General features: G+C 74.5%; 14 protein-coding genes. All 14 read left to right on the top strand.

What is annotated here, in order from left to right; genetic code table 11:
- Positions 1–104 precede the first annotated feature (104 nt).
- The gene (locus ACO4JP_RS12930; protein WP_425954297.1) at positions 105–1,781 is read left to right on the top strand and encodes a UDP-N-acetylmuramoyl-L-alanyl-D-glutamate--2,6-diaminopimelate ligase; all 1,677 of its coding nucleotides are present in this window, start codon (positions 105–107) and stop codon (positions 1,779–1,781) included.
- Positions 1,778–3,283 (top strand): UDP-N-acetylmuramoyl-tripeptide--D-alanyl-D-alanine ligase, encoded by a 1,506-nt coding sequence (locus ACO4JP_RS12925; protein ID WP_425954295.1) that lies wholly within the window; start codon positions 1,778–1,780, stop codon positions 3,281–3,283. Before ACO4JP_RS12930 ends, ACO4JP_RS12925 begins: the two co-directional genes overlap by 4 nt.
- Positions 3,280–4,362 carry a phospho-N-acetylmuramoyl-pentapeptide-transferase gene (gene mraY, locus ACO4JP_RS12920; protein ID WP_425954293.1) on the top strand — a complete coding sequence of 361 codons (1,083 nt, stop codon included), beginning with the start codon at positions 3,280–3,282 and terminating at the stop codon, positions 4,360–4,362. Before ACO4JP_RS12925 ends, mraY begins: the two co-directional genes overlap by 4 nt.
- Entirely contained in the window at positions 4,362–5,846 is a 1,485-nt protein-coding gene (murD, locus tag ACO4JP_RS12915) for a UDP-N-acetylmuramoyl-L-alanine--D-glutamate ligase (RefSeq protein ID WP_425954291.1), read from the top strand. The genes mraY and murD overlap by 1 nt, the downstream gene beginning before the upstream one ends.
- 23 nt (positions 5,847–5,869) lie before the next feature.
- Positions 5,870–7,198 carry a putative lipid II flippase FtsW gene (gene ftsW, locus ACO4JP_RS12910; protein ID WP_425954289.1) on the top strand — a complete coding sequence of 443 codons (1,329 nt, stop codon included), beginning with the start codon at positions 5,870–5,872 and terminating at the stop codon, positions 7,196–7,198.
- A 30-nt stretch (positions 7,199–7,228) separates the two neighbouring features.
- The gene (gene murG / locus ACO4JP_RS12905) at positions 7,229–8,374 is read left to right on the top strand and encodes an undecaprenyldiphospho-muramoylpentapeptide beta-N-acetylglucosaminyltransferase (protein WP_425954287.1); all 1,146 of its coding nucleotides are present in this window, start codon (positions 7,229–7,231) and stop codon (positions 8,372–8,374) included.
- Positions 8,371–9,822: a UDP-N-acetylmuramate--L-alanine ligase gene (gene murC, locus ACO4JP_RS12900; protein WP_425954285.1), complete on the top strand. Its 1,452-nt coding sequence runs from the start codon at positions 8,371–8,373 to the stop codon at positions 9,820–9,822. The genes murG and murC overlap by 4 nt, the downstream gene beginning before the upstream one ends.
- Positions 9,823–9,892: 70 nt before the next feature.
- A complete protein-coding gene (locus ACO4JP_RS12895) occupies positions 9,893–10,840 on the top strand; it encodes a cell division protein FtsQ/DivIB (protein ID WP_425954283.1) in 948 nt (315 codons plus the stop codon).
- A 159-nt stretch (positions 10,841–10,999) separates the two neighbouring features.
- On the top strand, positions 11,000–12,298 hold the full coding sequence (ftsZ, locus tag ACO4JP_RS12890; RefSeq protein WP_425954281.1) for a cell division protein FtsZ: 1,299 nt from the start codon (positions 11,000–11,002) through the stop codon (positions 12,296–12,298).
- Between the two features lie 19 nt (positions 12,299–12,317).
- Positions 12,318–13,151, top strand: a complete 834-nt coding sequence (pgeF, locus tag ACO4JP_RS12885) for a peptidoglycan editing factor PgeF (RefSeq protein WP_425954279.1) — start codon at positions 12,318–12,320, stop codon at positions 13,149–13,151.
- Positions 13,152–13,254: 103 nt separating this feature from the next.
- Positions 13,255–13,746 carry a cell division protein SepF gene (locus ACO4JP_RS12880; protein WP_425954277.1) on the top strand — a complete coding sequence of 164 codons (492 nt, stop codon included), beginning with the start codon at positions 13,255–13,257 and terminating at the stop codon, positions 13,744–13,746.
- 102 nt (positions 13,747–13,848) lie between these two features.
- A complete protein-coding gene (locus ACO4JP_RS12875; RefSeq protein WP_425954275.1) occupies positions 13,849–14,133 on the top strand; it encodes a YggT family protein in 285 nt (94 codons plus the stop codon).
- Between the two features lie 141 nt (positions 14,134–14,274).
- On the top strand, positions 14,275–14,886 hold the full coding sequence (locus tag ACO4JP_RS12870; RefSeq protein WP_425954273.1) for a DivIVA domain-containing protein: 612 nt from the start codon (positions 14,275–14,277) through the stop codon (positions 14,884–14,886).
- A gap of 124 nt (positions 14,887–15,010) precedes the next feature.
- On the top strand, positions 15,011–15,484 hold the full coding sequence (locus ACO4JP_RS12865) for a TraR/DksA family transcriptional regulator (protein ID WP_425954271.1): 474 nt from the start codon (positions 15,011–15,013) through the stop codon (positions 15,482–15,484).
- Positions 15,485–15,504 lie beyond the last annotated feature (20 nt).

The raw sequence follows: 15,504 nt of genomic DNA, 5'->3' as shown, positions 1-15,504 counted from the left end.
CCGCACGGCAGCCGTGGCCGGGGCGACGGCCACCGGCCGCGGGCGGCGGCGCAGTGCGTCCACGCGGCCCGGCGGCCCGCTCCTCACCCAGTAGGGTCTACCCCGTGACATCCCCGTTCGAACGGATCCGGCCCGCGTCCACCGCGCCGCGCCGGGTGCGGGACCTCGCCCACATGTTCGACCTCCGGGTCGCCGCGGGACCTGGCCCCGAGGGGGACGGACCGTCGGTGACGTCGGTCGTGTCGGACAACCGCCTGGCCGCCGACGGGGACCTGTTCGTGGCCCTTCCGGGTGCGCACGCGCACGGCGCGCGGTTCGCTGCCGACGCCGTGGCACGTGGCGCCCGCGCCGTGCTCACCGACGCGACCGGGGCGGAGCTCCTCGCCTCCCGCGGTGAGGCCGGCACCCTGCCCGACGGCGTCCCGGTGCTCGTCGCCGGCGACCCGCGCGAGATCCTCGGCCCCGTCGCCGCCTGGGTCTACGGCTCGCCGGCGGAGCACCTGACGACGTTCGCCGTCACCGGCACGAACGGCAAGACGACCACCACCTACCAGCTCGACCACCTGCTGCGCGCGCTCGGCTTCACGTCGGGCCTGATCGGCACGGTCGAGATGCGCTCCGGCGACCGCGTGCTGCCCTCGCGCCTGACCACCCCCGAGGCCGCGGACCTGCAGGCGCTGCTCGCCGCGATGCGCGAGGACGGCGTCCGCACGCTCGCGATGGAGGTCAGCTCGCACGCGCTCGCGCTGCACCGCGTCGACGGCGTGCGGTACGGCGTCGCCGGGTTCACCAACCTGAGCCAGGACCACCTCGACTTCCACGGCGACCTGCAGTCGTACTTCGGGGCGAAGGCGCTGCTGTTCACGCCCGAGCACGCGCGCCGGGGCGTCGTCGTCGTCGACGACGCCTGGGGCGAGCGCATGGCCGCGGTCGCGACCATCCCCGTCGCGACGCTGCGCACGACGCCTGCCGAGCCGGGCGCCGACGACGCCCCGGCCGCCGACTGGGTCGTGACCGACGTCGAGCCGCACGGCACCGGGTCCGCCTTCACCGTCACGCACGCCGACGGGCGCACGCTGCGCACCTCGACCACCCTGCCGGGCGGGTTCAACGTGGCCAACGCGGCGCTCGCGCTCGTCATGGTGCTCGAGGGGGGCGCGCACCTCGAGGACGTCGCGGAGGCGCTCGAGGCCTCGGGCGGGCTCGCCGGCGTCGTGCCGGGCCGCATGGAGGTCGTCGGCGCGGGCGAGCCCGGCAGCGGGCAGCCGCGGGTCGTCGTCGACTTCGCGCACAACACCGAGGCGCTCGAGCTCGCGCTCGCGGCGCTGCGCCCGACGACGCCCGGCCGCCTGACCGTCGTCTTCGGCGCCACCGGCGACCGGGACGCGGGCAAGCGCCTCGCGATGGGGGCGGCCGCCGTCGCCGGGGCCGACGCCGTCGTCGTCACCGACGACGACCCGCACGGGGAGGACGCCGCAGCGGTGCGCGCGCAGGTGCTCGCCGGAGCGCGTGCGGCGCAGGCCGTCGCTGCGCAGGCTGGACCCAGCAAGACGCGCACCGTCGAGGTGCGCGAGCTGGCGCCGCGCGCCGACGCCATCCACACGGCCGTCGCGGAAGCCGCCGAGGGCGACACCGTCCTCGTGGCCGGCCGCGGGCACGAGACCATCCAGGACGTCGCGGGTGTCGACGTCCTGCTCGACGACCGGGTCGAGGCCCGGGCCGCGCTCGCGGCCCGGCCCGGCCCGGCACGCACCACGACGGAAGGGACCACCACCGCATGATCGAGCTGACCGCGTCCGAGGTCGCGCAGGCGACGGGGGGACGGCTCGCCGCCGACCCGCAGGTCAGGGTCACCGGGCCGGTGGTCGCCGACTCGCGCCTGGTGGAGACCGGCTCGCTGTTCGTCGCCCTGCCCGGCCAGCACGTCGACGGCGCCGACTTCGCGCCGGGCGCAGTGGAGGCGGGCGCCGTCCTCGTGCTGGCCCAGCGCGAGCTCGGCACCGCGGACGCCCCGGTGCCCGCCGTCGTCGTCGACGACGTGCAGAACGCGCTCGGCGACCTCGCGCGGTTCGTCCTCGCGCGGCTGCGCGACGCGCACCCGGCCGTCCACGTCTTCGGCATCACCGGCTCGGTCGGCAAGACGACGACCAAGGACCTGCTGGGCCTGCTCGTGCAGGGCCCCGACCCCGAGGACACCATCGCGCCCCGCGGCTCGTTCAACAGCGAGGTCGGTCTGCCGCTCACCGTGCTGCGCGGCACGGAGAAGACGCGCAGCTTCGTCATGGAGATGGGCGCGGACAAGCCCGGCGACATCACCTACCTCGCCTCGATCGCCGGCCCGCAGGTCGCGATCATCCTGGCGGTGGGCACCGCGCACATCGCCAACTTCGGCAGCCAGGAGGCCATCGCCAACACCAAGGCGGAGATCATCGGCGGCGTGCGCGACGGTGGTTCCGTCGTCTTCAACGCCGACGACGAGCGCGTCATGGGGCTGGTGCCGCGCGCCACCGCGCGCGGCCTGCGCACCGTGACGTTCGGCCGGGTGCCGTCCGCCGACGTGCGCGCCGAAGACGTGACGGTGGACGCCACGGGCCGCGCCTCGTTCGTGCTGCGCGTGCGTGCCCAGGTGGCCGCCGCGGGCGAGGTCTCGGACGACGTGCGTGTGCCGGTCCGGCTGCGCCTCGTGGGCGAGCACCACGTGTCCAACGCGCTCGCCGCCGCGACGGCCGCGATCCTCGCGGGCCAGCCGCCCGCAGTCATCGCCCAGCGTCTCGCCGACGCCGAGCCGGGGAGCCCGCACCGCATGGCCGTCACCGAGCGGCCCGACGGCATCACCGTCGTCGACGACGCCTACAACGCGAACCCCGAGTCGATGCGGGCCGCGCTGCGGTCGCTGGCCGTCATGGCCGGCCGCGAGCGGCGCTCGGTGGCCGTGCTCGGCGAGATGCTCGAGCTCGGCGACGGGTCGCGCGCGGCGCACGACGCGATCGGGCGGCTCGTGGTGCGATTGAACGTCAAGCTCCTGGTCGTCGTGGGCGACGGGGCGTACCACATCCACGAGGGCGCCATGCAGGAGGGCTCCTGGGGGGAGGAGAGCGTGTTCGTGCCCGACCTCGACGCCGCACGCGCGGTTCTCGACGAGCGCCTGCGTCCTGGCGACGTCGTCCTGGTCAAGGCCTCCAACGGCTCGGGCCTGTGGCGCCTGGGCGACGAGCTGGCGGCCGGCACGATCGGCGCGCACGGCGAGTCCGAGCAGGCCGGGGAAGCGGGAGCCGCCCGGTGATCTCGATCCTCGTCGCCTCGGGCGTCTCCCTGCTCGTGGCGTTGTTCTGCACGCCGCTGTTCATCCGCTTCCTCGTGCGCCGCAACTACGGGCAGTTCGTCCGTCAGGACGGCCCGACGGCGCACTTCACCAAGCGCGGCACGCCCACGATGGGCGGCGTCGTCATCATCGGGGCGACGCTCATCGGCGTCGCGGCCTCGATGGCCGTGGCGCAGCGCCTGCCGAGCGCGACCGCGCTGCTCTCCCTGTATCTCATGGCGGGCCTCGGCGTGGTCGGGTTCGCCGACGACTTCACGAAGATCCGCAAGCAGCGCTCCCTCGGGCTGACGCCGCGCGCCAAGATCATCGGCCAGGGGTTCGTGGGCATCACGTTCGCGGCGCTCGCGCTGCAGTTCCCCAACGCGAACTGGCGCACGCCCGCCTCGATGCGCATCTCGTTCCTGCGCGACACCAACCTGGACCTCGCCTTCGCGGGCGCCACGGTGGGCCTGATCCTCTTCGTGATCTGGGCGAACTTCCTTATCACCGCCTGGTCCAACGCGGTCAACCTCACGGACGGTCTCGACGGCCTGGCGACGGGCGTCTCGCTCGTCGTCTTCCTGGGGTACGTGCTCCTGGGCATCTGGCAGCTCAACCAGTCGTGCCAGCGCTTCGCCGTCGCGGGGCCACGGTGCTACGAGGTGCGCGACCCGCAGGACATCGCGATCGTCGCGGCCGCCGTCGTCGGCGCCTGCTTCGGGTTCCTGTGGTGGAACGCGAGCCCGGCCAAGATCTTCATGGGCGACACCGGCTCGCTGGCCCTGGGCGGCGCCCTGGCCGCGCTCTCGATCCTGTCCCGCACCCAGATCCTCGCGGCCATCATCGGCGGCATGTTCGTGATCATCGTGATGAGCGACATCATCCAGATCGGGTTCTTCAAGATGACCCGGAGACGGGTGTTCAAGATGGCGCCGCTGCATCACCACTTCGAGCTCTCGGGGTGGGGCGAGGTCACGATCGTCATCCGCTTCTGGCTCATCGCGGGCCTCTTCGCGGCCCTCGGGATGGGCATCTTCTACGCGGAGTGGGTGGTTTCGTAGTGGCGTTCGAGGACCACGGGCCGGTCGAGCCGCGCGTCGCGCTCGCGCAGGCGCGGGTCCTCGTCGCCGGCCTCGGCGTCACCGGTCGCGCCGTCGCCGCGGTGCTGCGCGGCGCTGCCGGCACGGGTCGCGTCGCGTCCGTCGTCACGGTGGCGCCGTCCGACGACGCCGACGTGCGGACGCCGAGCGACCCGGCCGACCTGGCGGCGCTCCTGGCGGACGTCGACCTGGTCGTCACCTCGCCCGGCTTCCGGCCCACCGACCCGCTGCTGGTCGCCGCGCGCGACGCGGGCGTGCCGGTGTGGAGCGAGGTCGAGCTCGCGTGGCGGCTGCGGGTCGACCGCGCCGGCGGGCGCGGGCCGGCCCAGTGGCTCGCCGTGACCGGCACGAACGGCAAGACGACGACGGTCGAGATGCTCGCCTCGATCCTCACGGCCGCCGGCCTGCGCACGCGCGCGGTGGGGAACGTGGGCACGCCGCTCGTGGAGGCCGCGCTCGACCCGACGCTCGACGTGCTGGCCGTGGAGCTCAGCAGCTTCCAGCTCCACTTCGCGCACACCATGACCCTGCAGGCCGGGGCGATCCTCAACATCGCCGCCGACCACCTCGACTGGCACGGCTCGGTCGAGGCGTACGCAGCGGACAAGGGCCGGATCTACGAGCGCGCACAGGTCGCGTGCGTCTACAACGCGGCCGACCCGCGCACCGAGCACCTGGTGCGCGAGGCCGACGTCTCCGACGGCGCCCGCGCCGTCGGGTTCACGCTCGGCGCGCCCGGGCCCGGCATGCTCGGCGTCGTCGAGGACGTGCTCGTGGACCGGGCCTTCCACGCCCCAGCCGACGCCGTCGACCGCCTGACCTCCGCGGCCGAGCTCGGCACGCTCGCCGACCTCGCCCACCTCGGGCCGGGTTCCGGCCCGACGCCGCCGCACGTGGTGGCCGACGCGCTCGCCGCCGCGGCGCTCGCCCGCGCGCACGGCGTGCCGGCCGCGGCCGTTCGCGACGGCCTGCGCGCCTTCCGCCCTGGCGGGCACAGGATCCAGCAGGTCGGCACGCTCGACGGCGTGGCCTACGTGGACGACTCGAAGGCCACGAACGCGCACGCCGCCTCGGCGTCGCTCTCAGGGTTCGCCCCGGGCAGCGTCGTCTGGGTCGTCGGCGGGCTCGCCAAGGGCTCGCGCTTCGAGGACCTCGTCGACGCCCGGGCCGACCGGCTCCGTGCCGCCGTCGTCATCGGCCTCGACCCCGAGCCGTTCACGACCGCGCTCGCCCGACACGCGCCCGAGATCCCCGTCGTCGTGGTCGACCCCGGCGAGACTGGTTCCGTGATGCGCCGCGCCGTCGACGCCGCACGGTTCCTCGCCCAGCCGGGCGACACCGTGCTGCTGGCCCCGGCCGGCGCCTCGCAGGACCAGTTCCGCTCGTACGCGCAGCGGGGCGAGGCCTTCGCCGCCGCGGTGGAGGCGATCGCCGGCGACGCGTGAGGGTGGGTGACGGAAGGCGCACCATGGCGGCAGCAACGACCGACGAGAGGCCCTGGCTCGGCCAGTGGAACTCGACCGTCACCTCGTACTACGTGCTGGTGGGGGCCACCGCGCTGCTGCTCGTGCTCGGGCTCGTCATGGTGCTGTCCAGCTCCGCCGTGACGTCGATCGCCGAGGGCGCCTCGCCCTACGCGGCATTCCTCGACCAGGCGAAGTTCGCGATCATGGGCCTGCCGCTGCTGCTCGTCGGGGCGCGGATCCCCGTGCGCTGGTACAAGCGGATGGCCTGGCCGGCGCTGCTCGCCGCCCTCGTCCTGCTGGTGGCGGTCATGTTCATGGGCGTCCTCGTCAACGGCAACAGGAACTGGCTGGTGCTCGGCCCGGTCCGGTTCCAGCCGTCCGAGCTCGCCAAGCTCGCGCTCGCGGTGTGGCTCGGTGCCGTCCTCGGACGCAAGCAGCGGCTGCTCGGGCGCTGGAACCACGTGATCATGCCTGCGGTGCCCGGCTTCCTCGTGGTGCTGGCCCTCGTGCTCGCGGGGCACGACCTGGGCACGGCGCTCATCCTCATCGCGCTCTCGCTCGGCGCGTTCTGGGTCGCCGGGGCGTCGGGCCGCCTGCTCGGTCTCGGCGCCGGGCTCGGCGCCGTGATCATCGGCTACGTGTTCGTCTACGGCAGCAGCGACCGCATGGGCCGCATCTTCGCCGCCTACGGCAGCTGCACCGACCCGCAGGGCGAGTGCTACCAGTCCATCCACGGCCTGTACGCGCTCGGCAGCGGCGGCGTGCTCGGGCTGGGCCTCGGGGCGAGCCGCGAGAAGTGGCGCTACCTGCCCGAGGCGCACAACGACTTCATCTACGCCGTCATCGGCGAGGAGCTCGGCCTGCTCGGCACGCTCATGGTCCTGGGCCTGTTCATCGCGCTCGGCATCGCGATGAGCCGCGTGATCCGCCGCCACCCCGACCCGTTCGTCAAGGTCACGACGGCCGCCGTCGCGTGCTGGGTCGTGGGCCAGGCGTTCATCAACATCGGCGTGGTCATCGGCGTGCTGCCCGTCATCGGCGTCCCGCTCCCGCTGGTCTCCGCGGGTGGCTCCGCGCTCGTGACGACCATGGCGGCGCTCGGCATGGTCATCTCGTTCGCGCGCTCCGAGCCGGGCGCGGCCGAGGCGCTCGCCGCCCGCGGGGGCGTGGTGCGCCGGTCGCTGGCCGTGCTGGGCGTCCGGCGTGCCGCGGTGGGCGGGCGCCCCGGTGGTGGGCGCACCGGTGGTGGGCGCCCCGGTGGTGGGCGCGCCGGTGGTGGGCGCGCGGGTGGCGGGACCTCAGGCCGACGGCCGGCCGGCGGGCGGCGCTGACGCCCCGCGCGCCCCGGTAGGGTCGCGTCTGTGAGTGACAGCAAGGTCCAGTCCGTCGTGCTTGCCGGCGGTGGCACCGCCGGCCACGTCAACCCTCTGCTCGCCGTCGCCGACGAGCTGCGCGCGCGCCAGCCCGAGGCGAAGGTGCTGGTGCTGGGCACCACGACGGGCCTCGAGGCCGACCTCGTGCCCGCCCGTGGCTACCAGCTGTGGCCGGTGCCGCGCGTGCCATTGCCGCGCCGGCCGTCGGTCGACCTGCTGACGCTGCCCGGCAAGCTGAGCGCGGCGGTGCACGCCGCCGAGGCGGCGATCGACGAGATCGGGGCGCAGGTCGTGGTCGGCTTCGGCGGCTACGTCTCGACACCCGCCTACCTCGCCGCCCGGCGCCGCGGCGTCCCCGTGGTGATCCACGAGCAGAACGCTCGCCCCGGCCTTGCCAACAAGCTCGGTGCGCGCTGGGCCGCACGCGTGGGGCTCACGTTCGAGGGCACTCCGCTCAAGGGCGGCGTCGTCACGGGCCTGCCGCTGCGGAGCGAGATCGCCGCGCTGGTCACCGCGCGCGAGGCCGACGCCGCCGGCACGCGCGTCGCGGCCGCCGACGCCCTCGGCCTCGACCCCACGCGCCCCACCGTGCTCGTCACCGGCGGCTCGTCCGGCGCGCTGAGCCTCAACACCGCCGTCGCCGGCGCGGCCGGGGCCCTCCTCGCCTCGGGCGCGCAGGTGCTGCACCTGACGGGCAAGGGCAAGGACGGCCCGGTCCGTTCCGCCGTCGCGCACCTCGGCGGCGCCGTCGAGACCGGCCGCTACCAGGTGCGCGAGTACCTGTCCGAGATGCACCTCGCGCTCGCCCTCGCCGACCTCGTGGTCGCACGCTCGGGCGCGGGGACGGTGTGCGAGCTCGCGGCGCTCGGCCTGCCGGCCGTGTACGTGCCGCTGCCCGTCGGCAACGGTGAGCAGCGGCTCAACGCCGCGCCGCTCGTGACGGCCGGCGGCGGCGTGCTGGTCGACGACGCCGACCTGACCCCCGCATGGGTCGCCCAGCAGGTGCCGGCGCTCCTCGGCGACACCGGGCGTCTCGCCGCGATGGCCGAGGCGGCTCGCAAGACGGGCGTGCGCGACGCCGCGGCGCGCGTCGCGGACCTCGTCGAGCAGGCGGCCGGCGAGGGTGCGCGGTGAGCGCCGAGGTCCTGCCCCTCGAGCAGCTCGGCCGCGTCCACCTCGTCGGCGTCGGCGGTGCGGGCGTCAGCGTCGTCGCGCGCCTGCTCGCGGCCCGCGGCGTTCCCGTCCAGGGCTCCGACGCCGTCGCGGGCCCGGCGCTCGCCGCGCTGCGCGCCGACGGTGTCCGCGTGTGGGTGGGTCACGAGGCTGCCCATGTCGTCGCGCCCGACGGCACCCCGCTCGTCGACACCCTGGTGGTCTCCACCGCCGTGCGCGAGGCCAACCCTGAGCTCGCCGCCGCGCGCGCCGCGGGCATCCGCGTGCTGCACCGCTCGCAGGCCCTCGCCTCGCTCATGGTGGGGCAGCGGGCCGTCGCCGTCGCGGGCGCCCACGGCAAGACGACGACGTCCGCGATGATCGCCACCGTGCTGCGCGCGAGCGGCACCGACCCGTCGTTCGCCATCGGCGGCACCGTGCGCGTGCTCGGCGCCGACGGGGAGATCACCGCGATCCCGGGCGGGCACCTCGGCGCGTCCGACGTGCTTGTCGCCGAGGCCGACGAGTCCGACGGGTCGTTCCTCAACTACGCCCCGACCGTCGCGGTCGTCACCAACGTCGAACCCGACCACCTGGATCACTACGGCACGCGCGAGGCCTTCGACGCCGCGTTCGTCGCGTTCGCCCGGCGCGTGCGCCCGGGCGGCGTGCTCGTGGCCTGCGCCGACGACGCCGGCGCCGCGGAGCTCGCGGCCGCCCACCGTGCCGGCGGGGGCACCGCGGTGACGTACGGGGCCGCAGCGGACGCCGACGTCGTCGTGCGCGACGTCGTCTCGACGTCGGACGGCGCGGGCGCGACCCTCAGCGGCGGCCCGCTCGGGGAGACGCCTCTCGAGCTGCGGCTCGCCGTGACGGGCGCGCACAACGTGCTCAACGCGACCGCCGCCGTCGTCACCGCCGTGCTGCTCGGCACCCCGCCCGCCGACGCCGTCGCAGGCGCCGCGGCGTTCGTCGGGACCGGGCGGCGCTTCGAGCCGCGCGGCGAGGCCGGCGGCGTGCGCGTCGTCGACGACTACGCGCACCACCCCACCGAGATCGAGGCGCTGCTGCGCGCGGCGCGGCCGGTCGCGGGCGAGGGGCGCGTGCTCGTGCTGTTCCAGCCGCACCTGTACTCCCGCACGCGGATCTTCGCCGACCGGTTCGCAGCGGCGCTCGCCCTCGCCGACGAGGTCGTCGTGACCGGGATCTACAAGGCGCGCGAGGACGTGGACCCAGCCGTGACGGCCCGCACGATCACCGGCCTGCTGCCCACGACGGCGACCGGTGGGGGAGTACGCGCGGTCGAGGACCGCGAGGAGGCCGCGCACACGGTCGCGGCGCTGGCCCGCCCGGGCGACCTGGTCCTCACGGTCGGTGCCGGCGATGTGACCGACCTGGTCCCGCTCGTCCTGGCGGACCTCGCCGGGTAGAGACCCGGATCACGGGCACCCCCGGCGGTGCCTGCCCGGGATGTGGGCGCGCTCGCGGCAAGATGGCCGCGTGCGTCCTCCTGCCCGGCCCCGCGTGCCGCCCAAGCCCGCCGTCGCGAAGAGCGCGATGCCGGCTCCGGCGGCGCCGTCGGGCACTCCGCAGCGTCCGGCGCCGCAGCGCCCGGCGCCGCAGCAGCGCGCCGCGAAGGCGGCGAGCCCGCGCACCGAGGCCGTCCCTCGCGCGCCGGCGCCGCGCCCACGCGACCAGACCCGCGGCCGGCCCACCGTCTCGACGACGATGTCGCGCCGCCTCGCCGAGAAGCGCGCGATGCGACGCCATCGCGTGCTGCGCTCCGTCGCCCTCTGGGTCACCAGCGTGGCGGTCGCCGTCGGCCTCGGGTGGGCCGCGTTCTTCTCGCCGCTGCTCGCGCTGGACTCCGGGAAGGTCGACATCACCGGTCAGGGCACCACGATCGACGTCAGCCAGGTCCAGGCGGTCGTCGCGGAGGCGGCGGGCATCCCGCTGCCGCGCCTGGACACGGTGGGGCTGCGCGAGCGGCTGCTCGAGCTGAACGCCGTCAAGGACGCGCGGATCCTGCGCTCGTGGCCGCGCGGCCTCGACGTGCAGCTCACGTCGCGCGAGCCGGTCGCGGCCGTCCCCGCGGACGACGGCGTCGCGCTGGTCGACCCCGACGGCGTCCGCGTCGGCACCGTGCCCGAGCCGCCCGCAGGGCTCCCGGTCGTCGACGTCGGGCTCGGGCCCGAGGACGCCGCCGCGCTCGAGGCCGCGCTGCACGTGCTCGCGGCTCTGCCGCCGGAGCTGTCCGCGCAGGTCACGAACGTGACCGCGGCGACGCGGGACGACGTGCGCACCACGCTCGCCTCGGGCCAGGAGGTGCGGTGGGGGAGCGACGCGCGCATCGCCGTCAAGGTCGCCGTCGTGCAGACCCTGCGGCAGGCGGACCCCGGGGCGCGCATCTTTGACGTCAGCTCGCCCGACCTTCCCGTGACACGCTGAGGTCGTGGCGGCGACACGCCGGAGCGTGTTCCCCGCAAGCCCTCGCCTTGCCACATACCGTCAGGGACAGCAGACCTGACATAACTCTGACCCTCAAGTCGAACCTTAGGGTTCAGGGTGCGGGCGTCGGGGACAAGGATCGACCCGAGAGGCATCGACGTGGCAACTCCGCAGAACTACCTGGCAGTGATCAAGGTGGTGGGTATCGGCGGCGGCGGCGTGAACGCTGTGAACCGCATGATCGAGGTCGGGCTCAAGGGTGTCGAGTTCATCGCGATCAACACCGACGCGCAGGCGCTGCTGATGTCGGACGCCGACGTCAAGCTCGACGTCGGCCGCGACCTCACCCGCGGCCTCGGCGCCGGCGCCGACCCCGAGGTGGGCCGCAAGGCCGCCGAGGACCACACGGAGGAGATCGAGGAGGTCCTGCGCGGGTCCGACATGGTCTTCGTCACCGCGGGAGAGGGCGGCGGCACCGGAACGGGCGGCGCGCCCGTCGTCGCGCGCATCGCCCGCTCGCTCGGCGCGCTGACGGTCGGCGTGGTGACGAGGCCGTTCACCTTCGAGGGCCGCCGCCGCTCGGTCCAGGCCGAGCACGGCATCGAGGCCCTCCGCGAGGAGGTCGACACCCTCATCGTGATCCCCAACGACCGGCTGCTGCAGATGTCGGACCGCAACGTCTCCGCGATCGCGGCGTTCCACTCGGCAGACCAGGTGCTGCACTCCGGCGTCCAGGGGATCACGGACCTCATCACCACCCCGGGCCTCATCAACCTCGACTTCGCCGACGTCAAGTCGGTCATGCAGGGCGCGGGCTCGGCGCTCATGGGGATCGGCTCGGCGCGCGGCGAGGACCGCGCGGTCCAGGCGGCCGAGCTCGCGATCTCGAGCCCCCTGCTCGAGGCCAGCATCGACGGTGCCCACGGCGTGCTGCTGTCCATCCAGGGCGGCAGCGACCTCGGCCTGTTCGAGGTGCACGAGGCCGCGCGCCTCGTGCAGGAGGCCGCCCACCCGGAGGCCAACATCATCTTCGGCACCGTCATCGACGACGCCCTGGGCGACGAGGTGCGCGTCACCGTCATCGCCGCCGGGTTCGACGGCGGTGTGCCGCAGACGCGCAAGGACGGGCGCGGCCTGGGTCAGATCGCCGGCCAGCCGGTCAAGCCCACGGTGACGACGTCGCCGAACGGCCAGGTCTCGGTCACCGCGGCCGGCCCGGCCACGGTCCCGGTGCCGCAGCCGCCCGTCGCCGCCGGCGCGCACACGCTGCCGCGGCCGATCCCGGCCGACCCGGACGACGTGCCCGCGAGCCTCCAGCCCGTCGCGCAGGCCCGCCCGGCCGTCGCGGTGGTCGAGGAGTCTTACGGGGTCACGGTCGAGCGCCCCGTCGAGGTGCCGCGCATCTGGGAGGCCGCTCCGCCGAAGGAGGAGCTCGACGTCCCCGACTTCCTCAAGTGAGCGCCGGGCGGAGGCGAGCGTGACCGTACCCAGCGTCAAGGACACGGAACCGGTCGGCTGGTCGCAGGAGGCGCTGTTCCCCGACGGCGTCGGCGCGGGGCTGCTCCGCGTCGACCTCGGCGAGGGCGTCGTGGCGGGTTTCACGACCCGCCACGGCGGCGTCTCCCCGGCGCCGTGGTCGTCGTTGAACCTCGGAGCGGGCGTCCGTGACGACCCGGCCCGCGTGCGGGAGAACCGCTCGCGGGTCGGCGCCTGGCTGGGCGCGCCGGTGGCCTTCGCGGCCCAGGTGCACGGCGACGACGTCCTGATGCTCGGCGAGTCCGAGCGCGCCGAGTGGGCGTCCGACGCGCCGCCGGTCGCCGCCGGTGAGGCCGACGCCGTCGTCACGGCGGCCGACGGCCTCGGCCTGGGCGTCCTCGTGGCCGACTGCGTGCCGGTGCTGCTGGCCGACCCGGTCGCGCGGGTCGTCGGGGTCGTGCACGCCGGTCGCGGCGGGGTCCGGGTCGGTGTCGTGCACCGTGCCGTCGACGCGATGCTCGCCGTCGGGGCGACGACGGCGGGCCTGAGAGCCGCCGTCGGGCCGGCGGTGTGCGGGCGGTGCTACGAGGTGCCCGCCGCGATGCGCGACGACGTCGCCGCCGTCGTCCCCGCGGCGCGCGCCACCACGAGGGCCGGCACGCCGGCGCTCGACCTGCCGGCGGCCGTGCTGGCGCAGCTCGCCGCGAGCGGCGTGCGGGCCACCGTGCACGTCGACCGCTGCACGCTGGAGGACCCGGACCTCTTCTCGCACCGGCGGGCCACCGCGGCGGGCACGACGACGGGACGTCAGGCCGGAGTCGTCGTCCTGGCCTGATCAGGCAGGACGACACACCGGCGTGTCGCACGCTCCTTAGCGTGCCCACGTGGTTAACGTCAAGGCACCCGACCGCAAGGGGCGACGAAACGGAGTGGGAGCGATGGCCGGAGCGCTTCGCAAGACGATGCTGTACCTGGGCCTTGCTGACGACCAGGGGCAGTCAGAGAACTACGCCGACGAGTACGGCGATGACTTCGGGGACGAGCTGGAGGCACCCGTGCGTGACCGTGACGACTACCCCGCAGACGTGACGCCGCTGCGCCGTCCTGCTGCCCTGCGGGAGGTTGCGCCGTCGTCCGAGCTGCGCCGGATCACCACGATCCACCCGCGCTCGTACAACGACGCCCGGCTGATCGGCGAGGCGTTCCGCGGCGGCACCCCGGTCATCATGAACCTGTCCGACATGGACGACGCCGACGCCAAGCGTCTCGTCGACTTCTCGGCCGGCCTGATCTTCGGTCTGCACGGCGCGATCGAGCGCGTGACCAACAAGGTCTTCCTCCTGTCGCCCGAGCACGTGGAGATCACGGGCGAGGAGGAGGTCGAGGCACCGCCTGCCAAGGGCACCGGTCGCTTCTACAACCAGAGCTGAGCGCCGGGGCGCGCCGCCCCGCGCTCCGTACGTCGCCTCTTCGACGGCGGGCACCCGGCCCCGGGTGCCCGCCGTCGGCGTCGATGCCCGTAGGGTTGCGGCGTGACAACCGTCTTCCACGTCCTCGGTCTGGTCCTGTGGCTCTACCTGCTGTGCCTGGTGGTCCGCATGGTGCTCGACTGGGTCCAGTACTTCGCCCGCGACTGGCGGCCCACGGGCATCGTCCTGGTGCTGGCCGAGGCGGTGTACACGGTCACGGACCCGCCGCTGCGCCTGGTGCGCCGCATCATCCCTCCGCTGCGGATCGGCAACGTCGGCCTGGACCTCGGGTTCATGCTCGTGTTCTTCGTCGTGCTGATCCTGTCGCAGGTCCTCACCAGGGCGTGAGGCGTCGGAGAGCGGTTGTGAACGAATCAGGTGCAGGAACCGTGAGCGCGCGGCGACGTCGCGGTGCTCCGGTCTGGCACGTCGGCTAACGTGGTCGTTCGACGACGACCGGACGAACCTATCGAAGCGTGAGGTGAAGAGATGGCGCTGCTCTCCGCAGAGGACATCCTCAACAAGAAGTTCGCGGCGACGAAGTTCCGCGAGGGCTACGACGTGGAGGAGGTCGACGACTTCCTCGACGAGGTCGTGCGCACGCTCTCCGCCGTGCAGGAGGAGAACGAGGAGCTGCGGTCCAAGCTCGCTGCCGCCGAGCGCCGGGTGGCCGAGCTCTCGCGCTCGGACGCCGCTGCCGCCGCCTCGGCGCCGGCCGCCGTCGCCGCCCCGGTGCAGAGCGCGCCCGCGCCGAAGGGCGCCGAGCCCGAGTCCGCGACCGGCATGCTCCAGCTGGCTCAGAAGCTGCACGACGACTACGTGCGCTCCGGCCAGGAGGAGGGCGACCGCCTGATCTCCGAGGCCAAGGCCGAGGGCACCCGCATCGTGCGCGAGGCGGAAGAGACCAGCCACCGCACGCTCTCGCAGCTCGAGCAGGAGCGTTCGCTCCTCGAGCGCAAGATCGACGAGCTGCGCCTGTTCGAGCGGGACTACCGCACCCGCCTCAAGAGCTTCCTGCAGAACCTGCTCGGCGACCTCGACGCCCGCGGCTCGGCGCTGCCGGCACGCAACCAGGCGCAGGCCTCGTCGCCGCAGCTCTGACAAGAGCGCGCAGGCGTACCGGTCGGGACCGGCCCGTACGACCCGGCACCGCTTCGGCGTGGCTTGGGTTGTGCGGGCCGGTCCGCACCTCTACGCTGCGGTGACTTCGATCGAAGGGGATGCGATGACCAAGGCAACGCCCGCCGCCGCGACGGCTGTGAAGGACTTGCTCAAGGAGACGTTTCCCGACCTCGCGCGGGACGTGAAGACCTTCCCCGTGCGGGACGGCGAGGAGCCCTGGACGCTCGCTGAGATCCAGGAGCTGGCTGCGGGCCTGCTCGCAGACCGTGACCGGCTCGAGGCCGAGGTGGCCGCCGCCGATCGCGACCTCAGCGACCTGCTGCGCAACTCCGGCGACGGCGCCGGTGACGACCAGGCCGACTACGGTTCGAGCGCGCTCGAGCGCGAGCAGGAGCTGACCCTGGTCAACAACCTCCGCGACCTGCTGGCCCAGACCAAGCACGCCATCGACCGCATCAAGGCCGGCACCTACGCCACGTGCGAGATGACAGGCCTGCCGATCGGCAAGGCGCGCCTGCAGGCGTTCCCGCGGGCAACCCTCTCGGTGGAGGCCAAGGCACGCGAGGAGCGGCGCTGACGCGCCGGCCTCGTGCCGGC

This window comes from Xylanimonas sp. McL0601 (assembly GCF_049852175.1).
Lineage (GTDB): Bacteria > Actinomycetota > Actinomycetes > Actinomycetales > Cellulomonadaceae > Xylanimonas.
Note: the sequence above shows the minus strand (reverse complement) of the source record. Positions and strands in the feature narration are given on the sequence as shown.